The 18,395-nt window shown below is 58.3% G+C and carries 12 protein-coding genes, 1 tRNA gene and 2 rRNA genes; 10 read left to right on the top strand and 5 right to left on the bottom strand.

What is annotated here, in order from left to right:
• The first annotated feature begins 310 nt into the window (after positions 1–310).
• The 3 genes from CFBP4996_RS11540 (at position 311) to CFBP4996_RS11530 (ending at position 3,789) form a co-directional block, all read left to right on the top strand.
• Positions 311–3,107 (top strand): 23S ribosomal RNA (locus CFBP4996_RS11540).
• Positions 3,108–3,497: 390 nt separating this feature from the next.
• Positions 3,498–3,612: ribosomal RNA gene (gene rrf, locus CFBP4996_RS11535) — 5S ribosomal RNA — on the top strand.
• Between the two features lie 100 nt (positions 3,613–3,712).
• Positions 3,713–3,789, top strand: a tRNA-Met gene (locus CFBP4996_RS11530).
• 76 nt (positions 3,790–3,865) lie between these two features.
• Here the strand turns inward: CFBP4996_RS11530 and CFBP4996_RS11525 are convergent.
• From CFBP4996_RS11525 to CFBP4996_RS11510, 4 genes are all read right to left on the bottom strand, one after another.
• Positions 3,866–5,596, bottom strand: coding sequence for a recombinase family protein (locus tag CFBP4996_RS11525; protein ID WP_233283509.1), 1,731 nt, complete (start codon positions 5,594–5,596; stop codon positions 3,866–3,868).
• 74 nt (positions 5,597–5,670) lie between these two features.
• Positions 5,671–6,534 carry a recombinase family protein gene (locus tag CFBP4996_RS11520; protein ID WP_233282810.1) on the bottom strand — a complete coding sequence of 288 codons (864 nt, stop codon included), beginning with the start codon at positions 6,532–6,534 and terminating at the stop codon, positions 5,671–5,673.
• A 157-nt stretch (positions 6,535–6,691) separates the two neighbouring features.
• Positions 6,692–7,489, bottom strand: coding sequence for a hypothetical protein (locus CFBP4996_RS11515; protein WP_080853812.1), 798 nt, complete (start codon positions 7,487–7,489; stop codon positions 6,692–6,694).
• Between the two features lie 638 nt (positions 7,490–8,127).
• Positions 8,128–8,463, bottom strand: coding sequence for a hypothetical protein (locus CFBP4996_RS11510; RefSeq protein ID WP_080853813.1), 336 nt, complete (start codon positions 8,461–8,463; stop codon positions 8,128–8,130).
• Positions 8,464–9,312: 849 nt separating this feature from the next.
• Between CFBP4996_RS11510 and CFBP4996_RS11505 the strand changes: the two genes are divergently transcribed.
• From CFBP4996_RS11505 to istB, 7 genes are all read left to right on the top strand, one after another.
• Positions 9,313–10,491 (top strand): hypothetical protein, encoded by a 1,179-nt coding sequence (locus tag CFBP4996_RS11505; protein ID WP_080853814.1) that lies wholly within the window; start codon positions 9,313–9,315, stop codon positions 10,489–10,491.
• A gap of 331 nt (positions 10,492–10,822) precedes the next feature.
• Complete coding sequence (locus CFBP4996_RS11500) at positions 10,823–11,881, top strand: hypothetical protein (RefSeq protein WP_080853815.1); 1,059 nt, start codon at positions 10,823–10,825, stop codon at positions 11,879–11,881.
• Between the two features lie 113 nt (positions 11,882–11,994).
• Positions 11,995–12,537 (top strand): hypothetical protein, encoded by a 543-nt coding sequence (locus tag CFBP4996_RS11495; protein ID WP_080853816.1) that lies wholly within the window; start codon positions 11,995–11,997, stop codon positions 12,535–12,537.
• On the top strand, positions 12,530–14,497 hold the full coding sequence (locus tag CFBP4996_RS11490) for an AAA family ATPase (RefSeq protein WP_080853817.1): 1,968 nt from the start codon (positions 12,530–12,532) through the stop codon (positions 14,495–14,497). Before CFBP4996_RS11495 ends, CFBP4996_RS11490 begins: the two co-directional genes overlap by 8 nt.
• Positions 14,494–15,243, top strand: coding sequence for an ATP-dependent metallopeptidase FtsH/Yme1/Tma family protein (locus tag CFBP4996_RS11485; protein WP_137396215.1), 750 nt, complete (start codon positions 14,494–14,496; stop codon positions 15,241–15,243). The genes CFBP4996_RS11490 and CFBP4996_RS11485 overlap by 4 nt, the downstream gene beginning before the upstream one ends.
• Before the next feature lie 55 nt (positions 15,244–15,298).
• Positions 15,299–16,819, top strand: a complete 1,521-nt coding sequence (gene istA, locus CFBP4996_RS11480) for an IS21 family transposase (RefSeq protein ID WP_137396214.1) — start codon at positions 15,299–15,301, stop codon at positions 16,817–16,819.
• Entirely contained in the window at positions 16,809–17,603 is a 795-nt protein-coding gene (istB, locus tag CFBP4996_RS11475) for an IS21-like element helper ATPase IstB (protein ID WP_137396213.1), read from the top strand. Before istA ends, istB begins: the two co-directional genes overlap by 11 nt.
• A gap of 281 nt (positions 17,604–17,884) precedes the next feature.
• Here the strand turns inward: istB and CFBP4996_RS11470 are convergent, their stop codons facing one another.
• The gene (locus tag CFBP4996_RS11470; protein WP_080850779.1) at positions 17,885–18,385 is read right to left on the bottom strand and encodes a hypothetical protein; all 501 of its coding nucleotides are present in this window, start codon (positions 18,383–18,385) and stop codon (positions 17,885–17,887) included.
• Positions 18,386–18,395 lie beyond the last annotated feature (10 nt).

The following is an 18,395-nucleotide window of genomic DNA, read 5'->3' as shown; positions in this document are numbered from 1 at the left end:
AGATGGCTTAGTCGGCCGGAATTGGTGGAGGGGTTGGAGGTAGGAAGGATCGCTTGTCCGAGGCATGTTTGTTGTTTGAAGGTTTAGGCCTTCATCTGATGGACATGCTGGATTGATGTTGCCTGACCGCGCATCACCGGATGATATCTCGAGAAGCTGGTCTTAATGGTATGGCTTCGAGGTGCACCGGCGTGCCCTCAAAGAAGACCGTACCGACACGTCGATGTCATCATGAACTGACTTGATTGTAAAAGGTAATCAGGTTGCCGTTCCTTTGGAACGGCTATGGATGAGCATAGACAATGAGAACGAAGAAGTGAATTAAGGGCATTTGGTGGATGCCTTGGCATGCACAGGCGAAGAAGGACGTGATACGCTGCGAAAAGCCGTGGGGAGCTGCGAATAAGCTTTGATCCATGGATCTCCGAATGGGGCAACCCACCTTAAATGCTTGGAAAATCCAAACCGTCTTCGACGGCTTGGGTTTCCAAGCATTGTGATAAGGTATCTTACTTTCGAATACATAGGGGTAAGAAGCGAACGCAGGGAACTGAAACATCTAAGTACCTGCAGGAAAGGACATCAACCGAGACTCCGCAAGTAGTGGCGAGCGAACGCGGACCAGGCCAGTGGCAATGATGAATAAAGCGGAACGATTTGGAAAAGTCGGCCATAGAGGGTGATAGCCCCTTACGCGTAGAACAGTCATTGTCCTTGAGTAGGGCGGGACACGTGAAATCCTGTCTGAACATGGGGAGACCACTCTCCAAGCCTAAGTACTCGTGCATGACCGATAGCGAACAAGTACCGTGAGGGAAAGGTGAAAAGCACCCCGACGAGGGGAGTGAAATAGAACCTGAAACCGGATGCCTACAAACAGTCGGAGCCCGCAAGGGTGACGGCGTACCTTTTGTATAATGGGTCAACGACTTAGTGTAACTAGCAAGCTTAAGCCGGTAGGTGTAGGCGCAGCGAAAGCGAGTCTGAATAGGGCGATTGAGTTAGTTGCATTAGACCCGAAACCGAGTGATCTAGCCATGAGCAGGCTGAAGGTTGGGTAACACCAACTGGAGGGCCGAACCCATAACTGTTGCAATAGTTCGGGATGACTTGTGGCTAGGGGTGAAAGGCCAATCAAACTCGGAAATAGCTGGTTCTCCGCGAAATCTATTTAGGTAGAGCGTCGACCGAATACCCTCGGGGGTAGAGCACTGGATGGGCTATGGGGACTCACCGTCTTACTGATCCTAACCAAACTCCGAATACCGAGGAGTACTAGTCGGCAGACACACGGCGGGTGCTAACGTCCGTCGTGAAAAGGGCAACAACCCTGACCTCCAGCTAAGGTCCCCAAGTCATGGCTAAGTGGGAAAGGATGTGAGGATCCCAAAACAACCAGGATGTTGGCTTAGAAGCAGCCATCATTTAAAGAAAGCGTAACAGCTCACTGGTCTAAATAAGGGTCTTTGCGCCGAAAATGTAACGGGGCTAAAGCCATGCACCGAAGCTGAGGATTTGCACTTTGTGCAAGTGGTAGCGGAGCGTTCCGTAAGTCTGTGAAGGCGGACCCGTGAGGGCTGCTGGAGATATCGGAAGTGCGAATGTTGACATGAGTAACGATAAAGGGAGTGAGAGACTCCCTCGCCGAAAGACCAAGGGTTCCTGCTTAAAGTTAATCTGAGCAGGGTTAGCCGGCCCCTAAGACGAGGCGGACACGCGTAGTCGATGGGAACCACGTTAATATTCGTGGGCCTGGTGGTAGTGACGGATCTCGTGTGTTGTTCAACCTTATTGGATTGGTTGGGCGGCGAAGAGGTTCCAGGAAATAGCTCCACCGTATAGACCGTACCCGAAACCGACACAGGTGGTCAGGTAGAGTATACCAAGGCGCTTGAGAGAACTATGTTGAAGGAACTCGGCAAATTGCACGCGTAACTTCGGAAGAAGCGTGACCCTTTTGTACGCAAGTATGATGGGGTGGCACAGACCAGGGGGTAGCGACTGTTTATCAAAAACACAGGGCTCTGCGAAGTAGCAATACGACGTATAGGGTCTGACGCCTGCCCGGTGCTGGAAGGTTAAAGGGAGGGGTGCAAGCTCTGAACTGAAGCCCCAGTAAACGGCGGCCGTAACTATAACGGTCCTAAGGTAGCGAAATTCCTTGTCGGGTAAGTTCCGACCTGCACGAATGGCGTAACGACTTCCCCGCTGTCTCCAACATAGACTCAGTGAAATTGAATTCCCCGTGAAGATGCGGGGTTCCTGCGGTCAGACGGAAAGACCCCGTGCACCTTTACTATAGCTTTACACTGGCATTCGCCAAGGCATGTGTAGGATAGGTGGTAGGCTTTGAAGCAGGGACGCCAGTTTCTGTGGAGCCATCCTTGAAATACCACCCTTATCTTCGTGGATGTCTAACCGCGGTCCGTTATCCGGATCCGGGACAGTGTATGGTGGGTAGTTTGACTGGGGCGGTCGCCTCCGAAAGAGTAACGGAGGCGCGCGATGGTTAGCTCAGACCGGTCGGAAATCGGTCGTCGAGTGCAATGGCATAAGCTAGCCTGACTGCGAGACTGACAAGTCGAGCAGAGACGAAAGTCGGTCATAGTGATCCGGTGGTCCCGTGTGGAAGGGCCATCGCTCAACGGATAAAAGGTACGCCGGGGATAACAGGCTGATGACCCCCAAGAGTCCATATCGACGGGGTTGTTTGGCACCTCGATGTCGACTCATCGCATCCTGGGGCTGGAGCAGGTCCCAAGGGTATGGCTGTTCGCCATTTAAAGCGGTACGTGAGTTGGGTTCAGAACGTCGTGAGACAGTTCGGTCCCTATCTGCCGTGGGTGTAGGAATATTGACAGGATCTGTCCCTAGTACGAGAGGACCGGGATGGACGTATCTCTGGTGGATCTGTTGTCCTGCCAAGGGCATAGCAGAGTAGCTATATACGGAATGGATAACCGCTGAAGGCATCTAAGCGGGAAACCAACCTGAAAACGAGTGTTCCCTATCAGAGCCGTGGAAGACGACCACGTTGATAGGACGGGTGTGGAAGCACAGCAATGTGTGAAGCTTACCGTTACTAATAGCTCGATCGACTTCTTCGTTCCCATTGAATATGTTCATCAAGCCAAGCTTGATGATCTGTTCTGTCCTGACGCCCGAAGGGCTCCGGACGGGCCGCGCCACAGGGCGCGACGACCTCTGGTCTGTATGGCTGCCATGCTCATTGTTGAGCAAAGGTGGAATACCGACAGGTCACAGAAAGACGTGTAAATTAAATAGAGCGTTCAGCTCTCCAGCTTCTCGAAACAACAGTTTCCATGTGAAAACATGGTCTGTGATCGCTTGGATCAGACGTTGCCTCATATGCGAGGTGACCGTATGGCCAATTGGTGTCCCCTGTGAGCGTCAAGCGAACAGGATAAGGTACACCAATAAACAAGCAATCATATGATCCATGCGAAACGCATGGATCATATGTTGCGTTTTGCCGACCTGGTGGTTATCGCGGGGCGGCTGCACCCGTTCCCATTCCGAACACGGCCGTGAAACGCCCCAGCGCCAATGGTACTTCGTCTCAAGACGCGGGAGAGTAGGTCGCTGCCAGGTCTGCAAAACGCAACACAAAATCTTCTCAATCACAAAAGGGGCACAAAGCCCAAATCAAAAGGCCGCAACAGCGGCCTTTATGCTATAATAAAACCATCAACGCGGGGTGGAGCAGCCCGGTAGCTCGTCAGGCTCATAACCTGAAGGCCGCAGGTTCAAATCCTGCCCCCGCAACCACTGAAACTTGTAAATTCTCCCACTCGGGGTATTTGCGACGAAGCTCCTCCTCATATGAGTCGAGGAGCTTTTTTTGTTACTCCTTCGTCTCGATTTCTCCGGCTTCCAGCTTCTCGATGAAATCCGCATGCACCTCGGCGACGAAGCGACGCTCCATCAAGTCGAGAACGTCCATCTGCGCGAGAATGGAAGCGATCAAGCCGTGGACTTCGAGGGTTGCCGGCTGATGGCCCTGGGTCTTGCCGATGACCACCTTCTGCACCAGTGAGCGCACGATCGGCATCACCTGGCGCTTGGCATCGTCGTTTTTGCCGCGACGCGCCTGCAGGAAGAAGTGGCGCATGCGCAGTTCCGTCTGGGCGGGATTGTGACGCTGCTTCAATTCCTCGATCTTCGCCCACATGTCCGGTTCGGACGTGGTGAAAGCGTCGATCTCCCTTGCCAGGGCGACACGCTGGTGCTCGATCTGATCGAGCGTATCGTCGAGCGCGGCGAGAGGAGGGCGGCCCTGCATGGCGCGGTCCGAGATCTGCTGGATGATGCTCTTCTGCTTGCGCTCCAACTCGTTCAGTTCGCGCGTCATCTGCTCGCGCTCGGCTTTCGGGCGGCGAAGCTTTGATGTTTCCTGCTCGATCACCTTTGCCGACATGGTGTCGAACATCCCGAGGGAGAAGAAAGCGGCCGGCAGGCAATCGAGAACGCGGCTCTCGAGCTCCTGGCGGGTAATGGTCTTGCTGTTGCTACAGCAGGCTCCGCCGAGCTCGTCGATCGGCAGGCGCTTCTTGCGGTTGGTGCAGCTATAGCGGTCCTTGCCGCTGATGGCGTAAGGGCCGCCACATTCCGCGCATTCGAGCAGGTGACTGAGCAGGTATCCCGGGCGGTGCGTTGCATTCAGCCGGTTGCTCTGCCCGAAATCGTAAAGCTCGCCGATCTCCTTCTGTCGTTCCTTCACCCGCTGCCATAGGTCGTCGGAGACGATGCGCATCTCCGGCACCGCCGTCAGCACCCATTCGCTTGCGTCGTTGGCGCGCGCGGTGCGTCGTTCAGTCTCCGGGTTCTTGCGGTAGTTACGCTTGTTCCAGACCATGCGGCCGATGTAGCTCTCGTTGTTGAGGATGCCGGTGCCACGGCTGACGTGGCCGCGGATGGCGGTGTCGCGCCACTTGCGGCCGCGCGAGCCCGGGATGCCCTCTTTGTTCAAAAGCTGGGCGATGTCGCGAGGCGACACGCCGTCGGCATAGAGGGTGAAAATGCGGCGAACCACCTCAGCCTTTGCAGGATCGATCTCGCGCAAACCCTTGATGCGATCGCCGTTCGCATCGCGCTGCTGGGAGAGCAAGTAGCCGTAGGCGAGGCAGGTGGATGCCTTGCCTTTCCGGACGGCCATCTTCATGCCTTCGCGCGTGCGATACCGGATCTGTTCGACCAGTTCATGGCTGAGCGCGGCGCGCAATGCCATCTCGAGGTCGGTCACCGGGGTGCCGGCGTGGACCGTCCAGATGTCCGCGTCGCAATAGCGAAGCTGCTTGAGGATCTTCGCGCTATGCTCGATGTCGCGCGACAAGCGATCGACGGTGACGCAGAGGACGATATCGATGCGCTCGCGCTTCACATGCGCCATGAGGCTCTGGATGCCGGCGCGGAGCTGGTAGCTGGTGCCGCTGATGGCGGCGTCGGAGTAGATCTCGACCAGCTTCCAGCCCTGACGTGCGACAAAGGCCTTGCCGAGTTCGATCTGCGTTTCGATCGAGACCTCATGCTGGCGGTCGGTGGAGTAGCGGGCATAAAACAGAACATTCTTGGTCATTTGCGGAATTCCATATTCATCAATGTCTTCGTGAACACTGGCCGGCATTGCCGGCCAGTTCGTTTGCAGCGTGCTCAGCTCTGCTGCCTGCGGCGCCCTGCCAATCCTGCAGCACGTTCGGCTGCGGCATCCTGGCGATCCTTCACGCGGTCCCAGAGGTCATCGCTGACGATGCGCAGTGCCGATACGTAATGGTAGTCATCGCCGCCAAGTTGTTTACACGCGCCGATGTAAGCCGGATTGTTGAGGATCCCGGTTCCGCTTGCGCGGTTGCCGCGGATCGCAGCGTCGCGCCAGATACTGCCACGGGGACCGGCCACGCCTTCGACATTAAGAAGAGCAGCGATTTTTGTCGGTGTCATTCCCTCGGCATACATACCGAAAATACGCCTGATGACATCGGCGGCGACCGGATCGACGATCTTGAAACCGAAGATGCGCTGGCCGTCGGCATTGCAGGCGCCGGAATAGCGGTAGCCGAACGGGAGGGGCGCGAAGTGTTTCTCCTCGCGCAGGTCATCGGGCACCTGGGCAACGTGGCTGCTGGCGGCAAACATCTTGCTGCGGTCATCGATATAGTAATCGGACAGGTTCCGGGCGGTGATACGCTCGCCGGGATCGGCGACCCAGAGTTCGATGCCCTTGCGCGCGAGTGCGGTCAACAGTCGGCTTGCGATATCAAATCGCGAGCACAACCGGTCCAGCGTATGGCAGAGGACGATATCGACTTTCTCACGCTCGATATGGGCGAAAAGCTTGCGCACGCCGGGCTGCGCCATGAAGACGACTTCGCCGATATCCTCGTCATTATAGGACTTTGCGAAGGTCCAGCCATTCTCCTTGATGAAGCGGTGCCCGTAGTAGAGCTGCGTTTCCAGGCAGGCATGGTCATGGTATCCGTCAGAATGGCGTGCGTAGAACAGGACGTTCTTGGTCATGGAGTGATCTCCGTTCGAATGAGCGAGGTCGGGGGACATGGTAACCGGCGGCGGGGAACTTGTGAGCCCCGCTGCGATGCCAGATCATCATGGTCTGGCGGTTGGCAGGTACTGGCGGCAATAATTGCCGCAATAAGGAGCCGCTCCTGGGCGCTGGTCAGTAACCCATCGTGGCGCGGTAGGCCGCAGCCTCATTGGTGTTGCCGCTAATCCAGCTATGCTGCTGAAGCTTGAGGAGGCTGTCGACGACGCCATCGCGCGCGCCGCACCAGGTCCAGCCGGAATCGGCGGGGCGGATAATGAAGACTTCGGTGGAGGTGACCTTGACCCGCGTTGCGCCCGTCTCCGCCTTGATGGCTGCGCGAAACAGGCGATCCAATTCCTTGATCTGGCGTTTCTGCTCCGTCGTCAGGTGTGCCGGCTGGACGCGCTGAAGAGTCTTCGACGGGATCTGCGTCGCGGGGATTCGGTGGGTGAGGACGAACACACGGTGCACCGGCTTGCGCCGCCAGGGTGCGCGGTCGATATCGACCATCAGGCCGTTATTGGTCACATCGCAAAACAGCCCGCCACTGATCGCGACGCGGTGGTTGTTCATAAACACGACGCAAGGGTGGCTTTGCTGAATGCCAGTGCGGGCTTTGAGGTATGCCGCAAGGGTCGGACGACCTTTGATGTCGTGCCATTCGCCTGCATAGCCCAGCAATCGCAAGGTGCTCTCGATCTCGTCGTCGTGCGTCTTCGTGATCGCGGGAGCGCGACGACGGTCTACCCAGCCAGCGCCATGACGGTTGAGGCGCACGGCATCCCGGACGCGGGACATCGGCTCACCCGTGATGGAGGCCATGGCTACTGTGCCGGAATGCAGCCGGCATTTGGTGTCGTTGTCGACATCGTGGAGGTGGTGGGTCTTGATCGCACCGAGTGCGGACGGGAGGTAGATGATGTTGGGCACGTTCGGATCCTTCGTATCCAGGGTGGAGTTGAAGGAATGCGCTCACCACTCTGGATCCCTCAGGCGTCCGTTCGCCCTCGATCCCATCTCTTTGTGCCTGAAAGCCACCACACGGATAAGGTGACACAGGCTGGGCAATGCTCTGCAGGACGGTCCGCACCGGCCAGAGCCTCTGTAAAAAATCGGTACGTCACTCGATCATCGGTGTCACGAGCACGCCAGGAGTCCTCCCTTGCAAGATTGTCCCGGTTAGCAAAAAGCCAATCAGAAAACCAGTTTCCGCCATGCAAGGGCTTCCGCTGGTGCGCATTCCGGCCGAGGCGTTCACCTCAGCCGCCGGCGACACTATCCATACCCTTTGCGAAATCAATGCAGTGACCTTGCAGGCTTCAGGAATATTTGAAAACCTGGCTGACCAGGGCTTAATCAAATCGATAGCATTTTAGCGAATTGGATGGATGCTGATGAGTCGATCTTGGATGATCGGCCCCCCAGCACTCTGGAAATCCGATTCAGGATAAACGGCGTTTAACCGAGTAATGGGGGGAGGTGTCGTAGAGATTGCAAACGCCGTTAGGTGTTCCAGTGGCAGCGCAAGGTGAGCAGGACGGGGATCGTAGGCAGGTGGACGAAACCGCTCAGGCGCCCTCGTCGGCACCGTCAGGATAAAGCAGATGGGGCTTGCGGCGGAAGGGCCAGTCGCCATCCCGGTACTTCTCAACAAGCCCATCGAAGACGGTGAGGGATTCATGCTCGTCGAAGCCCTGCTTGACCAGCATCCTGACCACCCGTTTTTTAAACTTTCCCAGCGTTTCCGTTGCTCCCTCGGCAGCCATGGCGGAGATCGCCATGAACAGCGCCGTTCGGGCCACATCGTCGCGTCCGGGGCGCTTGGCCTTTTTGTCGGCATCACGCAGCTTCTGCTGTCGCTCGCGCTGTTTACTGTTGCGGATCTCCTCGGACTTCGCTGGCATGCACTCTTCCCCGTCAGGTCTCTGGCTACCGATGCCAGACCGTTGTCACTACTGCAACGCCGTTTGCATGGAATCGGAAATCCCGGTTTATGAATCGTTTTTTTTGGGTTCTGAATCAAATGAGCGCAATTTGAGATCAATTGCGGGCACGTTGAGACAGGTCGAGATAAGCTGGCGAGGGACAAACGGCGGACGTGAATCAAATGACCAGCGTTTGGAATCAAAAATATCGGACCTTGAATCAAATGATCGCAATTTGTCTCGACGTGCGGACACTTTGAAATGACCTGTGGGCAAGCTGAGGGAAGTCACAAGCGGCTTCCTGTCGCGCTTGCGCCTGCAGGACCATCTCCACTCCGGAATATGAGGCGGCGAACCGAAACCTTCCCGGTCGGTTCATCCGCGAGGCCGCATGTCATATGTCCCAGCCGTTCGCGCGGAATGTGCCATCTTCGGATGGAAATCGAGCGTCGCTCTTAGACGGCGAGACGCTGGCTTCGTGTTTACTTCGTCGCGTGTTTCCGTGACGGCCAAACTACTTCGTGAAGGCCTTAAATGTGCGAGGTCGCCTATCCGGCTTGGGTTTTGGATTTTGCCGTGAAATAATACCAATCGATCATGAAGTGAAAAAATTTTATAATTATCATATATCTCGATGTTTATTGATTAATATGTCGTATATCGTTGAATATGTCTGCTAAAAACCGCGGATAAATAAAGATTATAATCAACTATATACTTTAAATATGTTTTACTTGAATTTGCATTACGTCCGTATTGGCGCAATCATATAGTCATCCGATGCGTTGTTCGTCGGATACATTGTTAACGCGTCACACGGAGACTTCCATGCGCACCAGAAATACCAAGACCACTGCGACCGCCGCCTTCTCCTATAACTATGAAGAAGAGGGGATCGGGCACACGACGCGCGATCTGCTCGAAAGCAGCGCGGCTCATATCTTCGACCTCGGGCGCCGCACCACCGAGCAGACTTTCGAACTCGGCGATCATCTGGCGAAAGCCGCGGACCTGCTGGCTGATGGCCGATTCGACAAATGGGTAAAGATGCGCTGCGGCCTCTCCGCGCGCAGCGGTCGCAATTATATGGCGGTGTTCCGCAACCTCGGCCATGTTCGCGACGAACTGGTCGATCTCTCGGTCGGGGCAACAGCGCTGTTCCATCTGAGTTCGGCAACGACCGACCAGATCACGGCGGCCATTGCCTTTGCCGAGGAGAACGGGCGCCTTCAGGTTGCCGACGTGAAGGCCATTCTTGCCGGTGGCGAGGAGAGTGGCGACAAGGCCGAGAAGGACGATCAGTTCTCGACCGGCGGTGTTGGCGGACTGAAAGTATTGATTGCGGCCAAGATCCGCGATGGATTGAAGGCGTTCATTGAGCACGTTGTCACGATCTGCAAGGCGGTCGAGGCCGCGCTCAGCAGAAGCCGCGTGATCAAGGAGGCGCTGGCGAAGGAAATCCAGGACATCGCCCGCGTCGCGCGTCAGGAACTCGAAAGCCTGGCGCTGTTCATCGAGCCGGAGCTCGATTATGGCCGCAACACTCGGCCGACCAAGTTCCCGAAGAAGACCGGCTGGGCCGAGGTCAACGATACGCTCTATACATTGGATGGTGTTGATGGCTGGCCGAAGTCGAAAGACATGCGTGACTGGCTTGCGCTGCATGTCCTTCCGGTGCTCGGTTGGGCGGTGTCAAAGGAGCGGAAGCCGGAATGGCCGCTTGCGGCGCCAACTGCTCCGGCTTCCGAACCGGCGGTTCCGGCAGAAGCGGACAGCGTCGGCGATCATCACGATGCCGAGCCGGTAATGTCGGACGAGGTCTCTGATGATGCCGATGTCCCGGATGAGGTGATCGATCGGTTCGGCGCGGCGCTGGAGGAGGCGACCGGCGGCTTCATGACGGTCAGCCGTGAGGCGCCGCGAAACCGCAAGCAGTTTGCCAAGGTGCCGGCGCTTGCCGATGACAGCGTTGTCGAGGCTGAACTCGCGCCAGCCGTCACGCCTTAAGATGCAAGTTGCACGAGGGCCGGGCGACCGGCCTTCCCGCCAAACTCGGAAGGGCCGCATGTCGGCCCTTTTCCTTTTGCCTGATGATGGCGAGTGAAACGCTGAGGCCGACCGTTGCGATCACCGGAAGCGTTGATCGGCCTGGACGTTGTGAGCCCGGCGTTAACTATGTACCGGCTTTGTTCCTTTTTGCTCTCCCGGGTCCTTGAGCCCGGCTCCCGGTCCTGCCAGGTTGGGGGCGTTCGGAAGACCGGACACAAAACGGCCCAAGCCGATGCTACCAACATCGACAAGGGCCTGACCCTCAGCCTTCGCGAAAAGGAATCGGGCTATGACCACGTTTACCTCTATGACCCCCACAGGGGAAGTTCTCCGTTCGTCCGCCGCAATGGCATCGATGTTCTCCCACCGCTCATTCGGTGCTGGTGCCCGGACCGGCCTTGGCGAGCCGCCCGCGTTGCGCCGCCATCCGCATATCGTTCGCTTCGCCGAAGTGGAAGCTGATCTCGATCTGCTGATCGATCGCGCCATTGCCGCCATCGCCGACGGCGAACCCGTCGAGGACGAAATCCTCGGCCACTACGTTCACATCGCCTCGCTCGTGCGCGCCGTCTCGTTCCGTGAAGGCAAGCTGCTTGAGCAGGCGGTCGAGCGACTGGCGAAGGCCAATCCCAACATTGTTGTCTTGACGCAGTCGCTCAAGCTTCCGCTGGTCAAGGCGGCGCTCGAAGCCGTCTCCGGCAACGACTGGTCGAGCCTCGATGGGATCAAGCTTGACTGCGAGGCGCCGGCCAAAGGCAGCTATACGCCCGACCTGATCGTGGTGAACCGGACAAAGCACCTGGCCTACATTCTCGACGTCAAGCGTTCGCTCGCCTCTTACGGCGACACCAGCCGTCTCGAAGAGCTGAAGATGAAGATGATGGCCTCGGCAATGGTGTTGCCGGACTGGCTCTACAAGAACCACAAGCGGCTCATGATCGACACGGTCGAGGTTGCCATCGTCGATGGCGCCAGCCGCCCGAGCGATCATGCCACCGGCATCTGGGCTCTGTCGGAGATCGACGACCTGCTCGAGATCGACGGAGTTGCGGCCTGCATGGCAGAACTGCGTCTGCGCTTCGGCCGCCGCGTGCAGCAGCTTCTTGAGGCGGAAGCCCGTAAGGCACTGGGTGTGGTGGCAATGGCCAAACCGGATACGGCGCCCGCCGCTGCCATTATCGCAAACCGGCTGATCGCTCTGAACGGTCCGGCCCGCACTTTCGAGGAAGAGCAGGCGATGGGCGCGCCGGACGAGGATGATGGCCATTACGATCTCGGCTGCTTCGACGACGAACCGGAGCCCGCCCGCATCCGGGTCGGCTTCGCCCGCCGTCCGCGTCGGCACTGACGAGCCGCTAGCCCAACGGCTCAGCCGCGGCCGCGCCTGAAGCGCGTGGCCGGCTTCCCTCATCCTCCATTCCACGAACGCCGGATGCGATGCGCTCCGGCGAGGAGACAGTCATGTCCATCGATACCCATAGCCCGACTGTGACCGGCTTCCTCTGCGAAGCGGTCACGACCGATACCATCGCGTCGCCCTGCCTTCGCAGCAAGTCTGCGAATCTCCCTCATATTCAATCCGCCGACCTTAGCCACGGTTCGACCAACCGCGACGATCCCGCCGTTCTGATCGGGTTAGCGCTTGCCTGCGTCCGGCAAGGTCCTTTGCTGGATGGCCTTGTTCCTGAGCCTCTGATGCAGCGGTTGCGCGCTACTGCCGACAGCGGCAATGCCGCATGCCGCCTGATGCTCGACTGGCTGCGAAGCCGCAACCGGGATCTCGATCGGTCCCGGAGCGAACACCTGAGCCTGTCTGGCTCGACCGGTTCGTCGGCTGACGCGCATCCGCCACGTCGTTCGCCGCGCGACCGTGTGTTGGCGCGGATCCCGAATCCCGGTGGCATTGACGGGCGGCGGCGTGGTCGGCCGCGTCGGCGCGATCCGGTGCAGAACGCCCAAACGGCAATTATTGCCGCGGAGACGGGAGGCCGGACTGATGGATAAGCTCGCCCGACTGCTTGTTCGCCGCCTTCGTCATCTTGCCCGCCGCGAGGCGCGCCGGATCGCTCTGCGCAACGGCCTGCTGGAAAGCAAGATCGTCGATGTCGATGGTCATCTCACCTGCCGCTACAGTCCAGCCTTTGACACGACACGACTGACCGGCGATCCGATCCGTGACGATACTTGGTTCCGGCGGAATTTTGGTGATTGGCTTATCCCATCGAAAGAGACCGGCAATCCGGGGCCGGGTTCCGGTGGCGATGGTGTCGTGACCGCCGGGACCGTTCATCCGCCGTTCGCCTCGCAACTCGTGAACATCCCTCGGGTGCGTCATGGCGCAAACGGAGAGGACGCGTTGCTGAGCAACGGTATCGATCGGCGGGCCTATGCTGTCGGCCTGGTGGATCGGGCAGCCGCTCAGCCACTGGTCAGTCACATCGTGTCCGCCCTGGTTCTGGCGCGAGCGGTGCAAAGGAGCGGACGATCGCTTCGGGAGATCGTCTATACGCTGACCCGTGTGACACCGGTCGTCACCCTCCATGCGCCACTTGCAGGCTTCGAGGGGCAAGTGCTGCGGCTCCTTGAAAAATCCCGGCTGGTGCCCGGCGGCCCGTTCGCAGTCATCGAGTCGGATCACATGTTCAATGACGATCACTTCGATGTCCTCGAAGCTGAGACACGCAGGCGCCTGATGACCTTCTCGGGCGCGGGCGTGCATCGTGTCACGGGCAATGCCCTGCGCCGGCGGATGCTCAGCGCGCTGTCCCGCGACCTGTCCGTCCTCGCCATCGCGGAAAAACGGTCGGACATTCCCTCGTTGCTGCAGATCGCCGCCGACCTGTCACTGGAAACGGGAAAGCTCGACCGCAGGTTTGTTGCCGATCTGGTCGAGGTGCTTTATCCGGACACGGCAATCGAGACGCTCGGTCTGCCGTCGGATTCCGATGCGCGCTGGCTGTCGCTCGAGGATCTGGTTCTTGCCTTCCGTCCAGGGCGGCATGTTCACGACGTGCTGCATGTCCTTGCAGTGCTCATTGAGCGCAATCGCAGTGACTTTGAGGAAGAGGAGGGCGGTGGTGGCGACAAGACATCCGCATCGGCATCGTCCAGCACATCCACCGAGAAACCCCAAGGCTCGCACGAAAAGCCGAAATCGTCCGACACCGAAAACAACGGTCGCTGGAAGAAGGACAAGCCGTCGGGCTCCGAAGTGATCCAGCCGGAGGCTTTGCCGACAGCAGGTGAGATCGGCCACAAGCCGCCAATGACCGTCGAAACGCTATCCGGATATGGCAAGGCGAAGGACTGGGCGCTCGATCTCAAGGCAGACCTTGACGATTATCGGGCGAGCATCCTCTCCTGGTCGGAGATGAGCACCAAGCTTTTGCTGTCCGGTCCGCCCGGGACCGGCAAGACGACCTTTGCCCGTGCGCTCTGCAACAGCCTGCAAATCCCGTTGATCGTCACATCCGTCTCGACCTGGCTGCAGGGCGGACATCTGAACGACGTGATCGACAGGATGAGCAAGACCTTTGTCGAGGCGCGGGCCATGGCGCCGGCGATCCTGTTCATCGACGAGATCGACGGTATCGGCAAAAGGCAGCCGGCCGAGTGGGAATATGCCGACTATTGGAATACCATCGTCAACAAGGCGCTGGAACTGCTCGATGGCGCGATCAAAAACGAAGGGCTGATCATCGTCGGCGCCACCAACCGCCCTGACCATATCGACGAGGCCATCAAACGATCAGGACGATTGGAAACCCATATCGAAATCCTCAAGCCCGATGTGCCGACGCTGGCGGAAATCCTTGCCCATCATCTCGGTGACGATGTGACGTCGCTGATCCGGGAGCCAGTACAGGAAACTCGCTTGGAAGCCGATGATGGATTCTCGCTGAAGAGGATCGTTGCCGATCATCTGAAGGAAGAAGAAGACCAATGGAAAGGAGCCAGCCGATGACCGAGCAGCAGAACACCAACGCGTCGGAAATGTTGGCAGCCGTGCAAGACGGCAGTTCCGTCGACGTGATCCTGAGGCGTTTGGCAACACGGGCGATGGGGCTGACGGGTGCGGATATCGAACGCATCGTCCGGGAGGCGCGGTTGAAGGCGCGGCGCGGCAAACGGGCGATCCGCTATGAGGACATCGAAGACGGCATCCGCGGCCACCGTCCGCCGGTGCCTCATAATCTACGTTGGCGTTACGCCTTCCACGAGGCCGGACATGCGGTCGTACATCATGCGCTTGATCTCGGACCTGTTCGCGGTCTCAATATCGATACCGGCGAGGGCGGTTACAATCTCGTCGGCTTCCACGCCTGGGCGACCGATACCCGCGACTGGTACGAAAACATGCTGACCATGCTGATGGCCGGGCGGGCTGCCGAGCAACTGGTGCTCAAACGTGTCTCGAGCGGTTCCGGAGGCAGTGACGACAGCGATTTGGCGCGAGCCACGCGGCTTGCCTTTGATATGGAGCGCACCCTTGGGTTCGGGAGCGAGCATCCGCTGCTCTATCGCCCGCATCGCGATCCGGGTGCGGTTCTGGACCGTGACGCCGAGCTGGCTACTCGCGTTCATGCCAGGCTGGTAACGGCACTCGACCGGGCGGCGGCAATCCTCAGGAGGCGCAGGCCGACCTTCCATGCCTGTTGGTTTCCACGCAGAACTGAGCCGGTTAGGCGCATAATTTCCATTGAGAATTGAGCCATGTGAACCTTCCCCCAACGCGGTGAGCGACGGGGGCAACGGAGTGATCCACATGGGACTTTTAAACATCATCCGTCGGATGGCGCTGCGCGAGAAGCAGTCGATCCGGGAGATCAGCCGGCGCACTGGGCTGTCACGCAACACCATCGCGAAGTATTTGAGTGCCGGCACGATCGAGCCGACGTTCACGGTTCCGGAACGACCGAGCAAGCTTGATCCTTTTGCCGACAAACTCTCTGGCTGGCTGAAGACCGAGGCCGGGAGGTCGCGCAAGCAGCGCCGAACATTGAAGCAGCTTCATGCCGATCTGATGGCTCTCGGCTTTACCGGCTCCTATGGTAGGGTCGCCGCGTTCGCTCGTGACTGGCGGACTGAGCAGCAGACAGCGAGCCGCGGCATATTCATTCCTCTGTCCTTCCGCCCAGGCGAAGCGTTCCAATTCGATTGGAGCGAAGATTATGCCGTGATAGGCGGCGAGCGCACGAAGCTGCAGGTCGCCCATATCAAACTATCACACAGCCGGGCGTTTCTGGTCAGGGCCTACCTGCTACAAACGCACGAGATGCTCTTCGACGCTCATTGGCACGGGTTCCGCGTGTTTGGCGGTGTGCCGGGTCGCGGCATTTACGATAACATGAAAACCGCGGTCGATCGCGTCGGTCGTGGCAAGGAGCGACAGGTCAATATCCGTTTCCTCGCGATGACGAACCACTACGTCTTTGCGCCTGAGTTTTGCAATCCCGCCGCGGGTTGGGAGAAGGGCCAGATCGAGAAGAATGTCCAGGATGCCCGGCCGCGACTTTGGCAACAGATGCCGGACTTTCCTGATCTGGCGGCATTGAATGCCTGGCTGGAACAGCATTGCCAGGACCTGTGGCGCGACACAGCACACGGCACCTTGCCCGGCACGATCGCGGACGTCTGGTCCGCGGAACAGCCAGCATTGATGGCGCTCCCCGCTGCGTTTGACGGCTTCGTCGAGCAGGGCAAACGTGTCTCTCCGACATGCCTGATCACCTTCGAGCGGAACCGCTATAGCGTGCCTGCATCGTTTGCGAACCGGCCTGTCAGCTTGCGGATTTATCCCGAGAGACTGGTTGTTGCAGCCGAGGGCAATATCCTCTGCGAACATCCGCGGATCATAGAACGCAGCCACGACAAACCACCGCGAACGATTTACGACTGGCGGCATTACCTTGCGGTCATCCAGCGCAAACCCGGAGCCCTGCGCAATGGTGCGCCTTTCCTGGAATTGCCGCGGGCCTTTCGACGGTTGCAGGACCAGATGCTGCGTCGCCTGGGCGGCGATCGTGAGATGGCCGATATCCTGGCTCTGGTGCTTCATCACGACGAACAGGTCGTCGTCAGGGCTGTGGAGCTGGCTCTGGATCAAGGCGTCGCGACCAAGACACATGTGCTGAACCTGCTGCATCGTCTGATCGATGGGAAAACGACTGACGGCCCTGACATCGACACGCCACAGGCGCTGACCTTGTTGCGTGAACCCAAGGCCAACGTCGAACGCTACGATGGCTTGCGTGTCCGGATCGTGGGAGGTCGCCATGCGTCATGATCCCGCAAGTGCCGCCGTCGTCATCATGCTGCGGAGCCTGAAGATGTATGGCATGGCCCAAGCCGTCACAGACCTGATTGAGCAAGGGGCTCCAGCTTTTGATGCGGCCGTGCCGATCCTGTCCCAGTTGCTGAAAGCCGAGATGGCCGAACGTGAGGTTCGCTCGATTGCCTATCACATGAAGGCTGCTCGCTTCCCAGCCTATAAGGACATCTCCGGGTTCGACTTCGCCGCCAGCGAAATCAACGAAGCGACGGTGCGCCAACTGCACCGATGCGAGTTCATGGACGGGGCGCAGAATATCGTGCTCGTCGGTGGGCCGGGCACAGGAAAAACACATGTCGCGACTGCCCTTGGGGTCCAGGCGATCGAGCATCACCGCCGGAAGGTCCGCTTCTTCTCGACCATCGAATTGGTCAATGCGCTCGAACAGGAGAAGGCCAAAGGCAAGGCAGGACAGATCGCTGAGACCCTGGTTCGCCTCGATCTCCTGATCCTCGATGAATTGGGATACCTTCCGTTCAGTGCCTCAGGGGGAGCGTTGCTCTTCCACCTGCTAAGCAAGCTCTACGAGCGCACCAGCGTCATTATCACGACCAACCTCAGCTTCAGCGAATGGGCAACCGTCTTCGGTGATGCCAAGATGACCACGGCTTTGCTCGATCGCCTGACCCACCGTTGCCATATCCTGGAAACAGGAAACGACAGCTTCCGCTTCAAGGCCAGCTCGGCCGCAGCAGCTCAGAAGAGAGGAGAAAAGGCCAATCCCTTGACCAAAGCCTGATCAGAAAACCATACTCAGAGGTGGCTCACTTCTCGGTGGAAAAACCGGCTCAGTTCCGCGTGGAAACCAACAGAAACCTGCCTGACCGCTGATCGGCGGGGAGTCGGGAAAGCGGCCATTTAGCTGGCCTCTGAGCTTCGACGGCAAAGCGACCTCATATCGGCTGTTTCGAGTGGAGAATGCGGTTCCTGAAAGCCGCCACAGTTAGCGACGGACCTAGGTCGGACTCCAGCCTGTAACTCTGACCGATGGAACGCATCGGGCAAGAACGATTAGGATGGCTAAAGCGGGGACGCCGGTACGGTGTAGTACCTTTTGTCGAACTCCCTAAGAACCATTTCCAAAGTCGCCTCGAAAGCGCCACGGTCGAACATCGTCGACTTAGGTTCGTGCATGTAGCGCCAGTCTACAAAGGCATCCTTATGCTGATAAAGCACGTGTTCAATACCGTAATCGACATAGAAGATGTTGGGATGATGCGGTGCGACACACCTTTTGAATTCCTGATCCAGTGTTTCCTGACTTTTTGACTTGAGCCGGCCGAATAACTTGGAGAGGTCATGTGACTTGGAGTGTTTAGGGTTATCGAAATCGAAGACAAACCATGCCTTCAATGCCAGCTCCATTGCGAGAGCAAGGAGCATCGGTTCAACCCCCATCTCTTCCATATGGAGCGCAACGTCGTGGTCCCCAGACGCCTCGCCAGGGAAATTCCGGCTCTTGCGGAGTATCCCTTTCGCAGTGTCGCATATTCGTACGGCTGTCGTTAAGCGATGACTCAATCGTCAATCT

The organism is Agrobacterium leguminum (assembly GCF_005144435.2).
GTDB classification, from domain to species: Bacteria; Pseudomonadota; Alphaproteobacteria; order Rhizobiales; family Rhizobiaceae; genus Agrobacterium; species Agrobacterium leguminum.
This window is presented reverse-complemented; position numbering and strand designations above follow the sequence as displayed.

Excerpts from the sequence above, each read along its gene's own strand:
- istB (WP_137396213.1), top strand. The coding sequence starts at position 16,809 with ATGCGTCATGATCCCGCAAGTGCCGCCGTCGTCATCATGCTGCGGAGC.
- CFBP4996_RS11525 (WP_233283509.1), bottom strand. The coding sequence starts at position 5,596 with ATGACCAAGAATGTTCTGTTTTATGCCCGCTACTCCACCGACCGCCAG.
- CFBP4996_RS11490 (WP_080853817.1), top strand. The coding sequence starts at position 12,530 with ATGGATAAGCTCGCCCGACTGCTTGTTCGCCGCCTTCGTCATCTTGCC.
- CFBP4996_RS11510 (WP_080853813.1), bottom strand. The coding sequence starts at position 8,463 with ATGCCAGCGAAGTCCGAGGAGATCCGCAACAGTAAACAGCGCGAGCGA.
- CFBP4996_RS11485 (WP_137396215.1), top strand. The coding sequence starts at position 14,494 with ATGACCGAGCAGCAGAACACCAACGCGTCGGAAATGTTGGCAGCCGTG.
- CFBP4996_RS11520 (WP_233282810.1), bottom strand. The coding sequence starts at position 6,534 with ATGACCAAGAACGTCCTGTTCTACGCACGCCATTCTGACGGATACCAT.
- istA (WP_137396214.1), top strand. The coding sequence starts at position 15,299 with ATGGGACTTTTAAACATCATCCGTCGGATGGCGCTGCGCGAGAAGCAG.
- CFBP4996_RS11505 (WP_080853814.1), top strand. The coding sequence starts at position 9,313 with ATGCGCACCAGAAATACCAAGACCACTGCGACCGCCGCCTTCTCCTAT.
- CFBP4996_RS11500 (WP_080853815.1), top strand. The coding sequence starts at position 10,823 with ATGACCACGTTTACCTCTATGACCCCCACAGGGGAAGTTCTCCGTTCG.
- CFBP4996_RS11495 (WP_080853816.1), top strand. The coding sequence starts at position 11,995 with ATGTCCATCGATACCCATAGCCCGACTGTGACCGGCTTCCTCTGCGAA.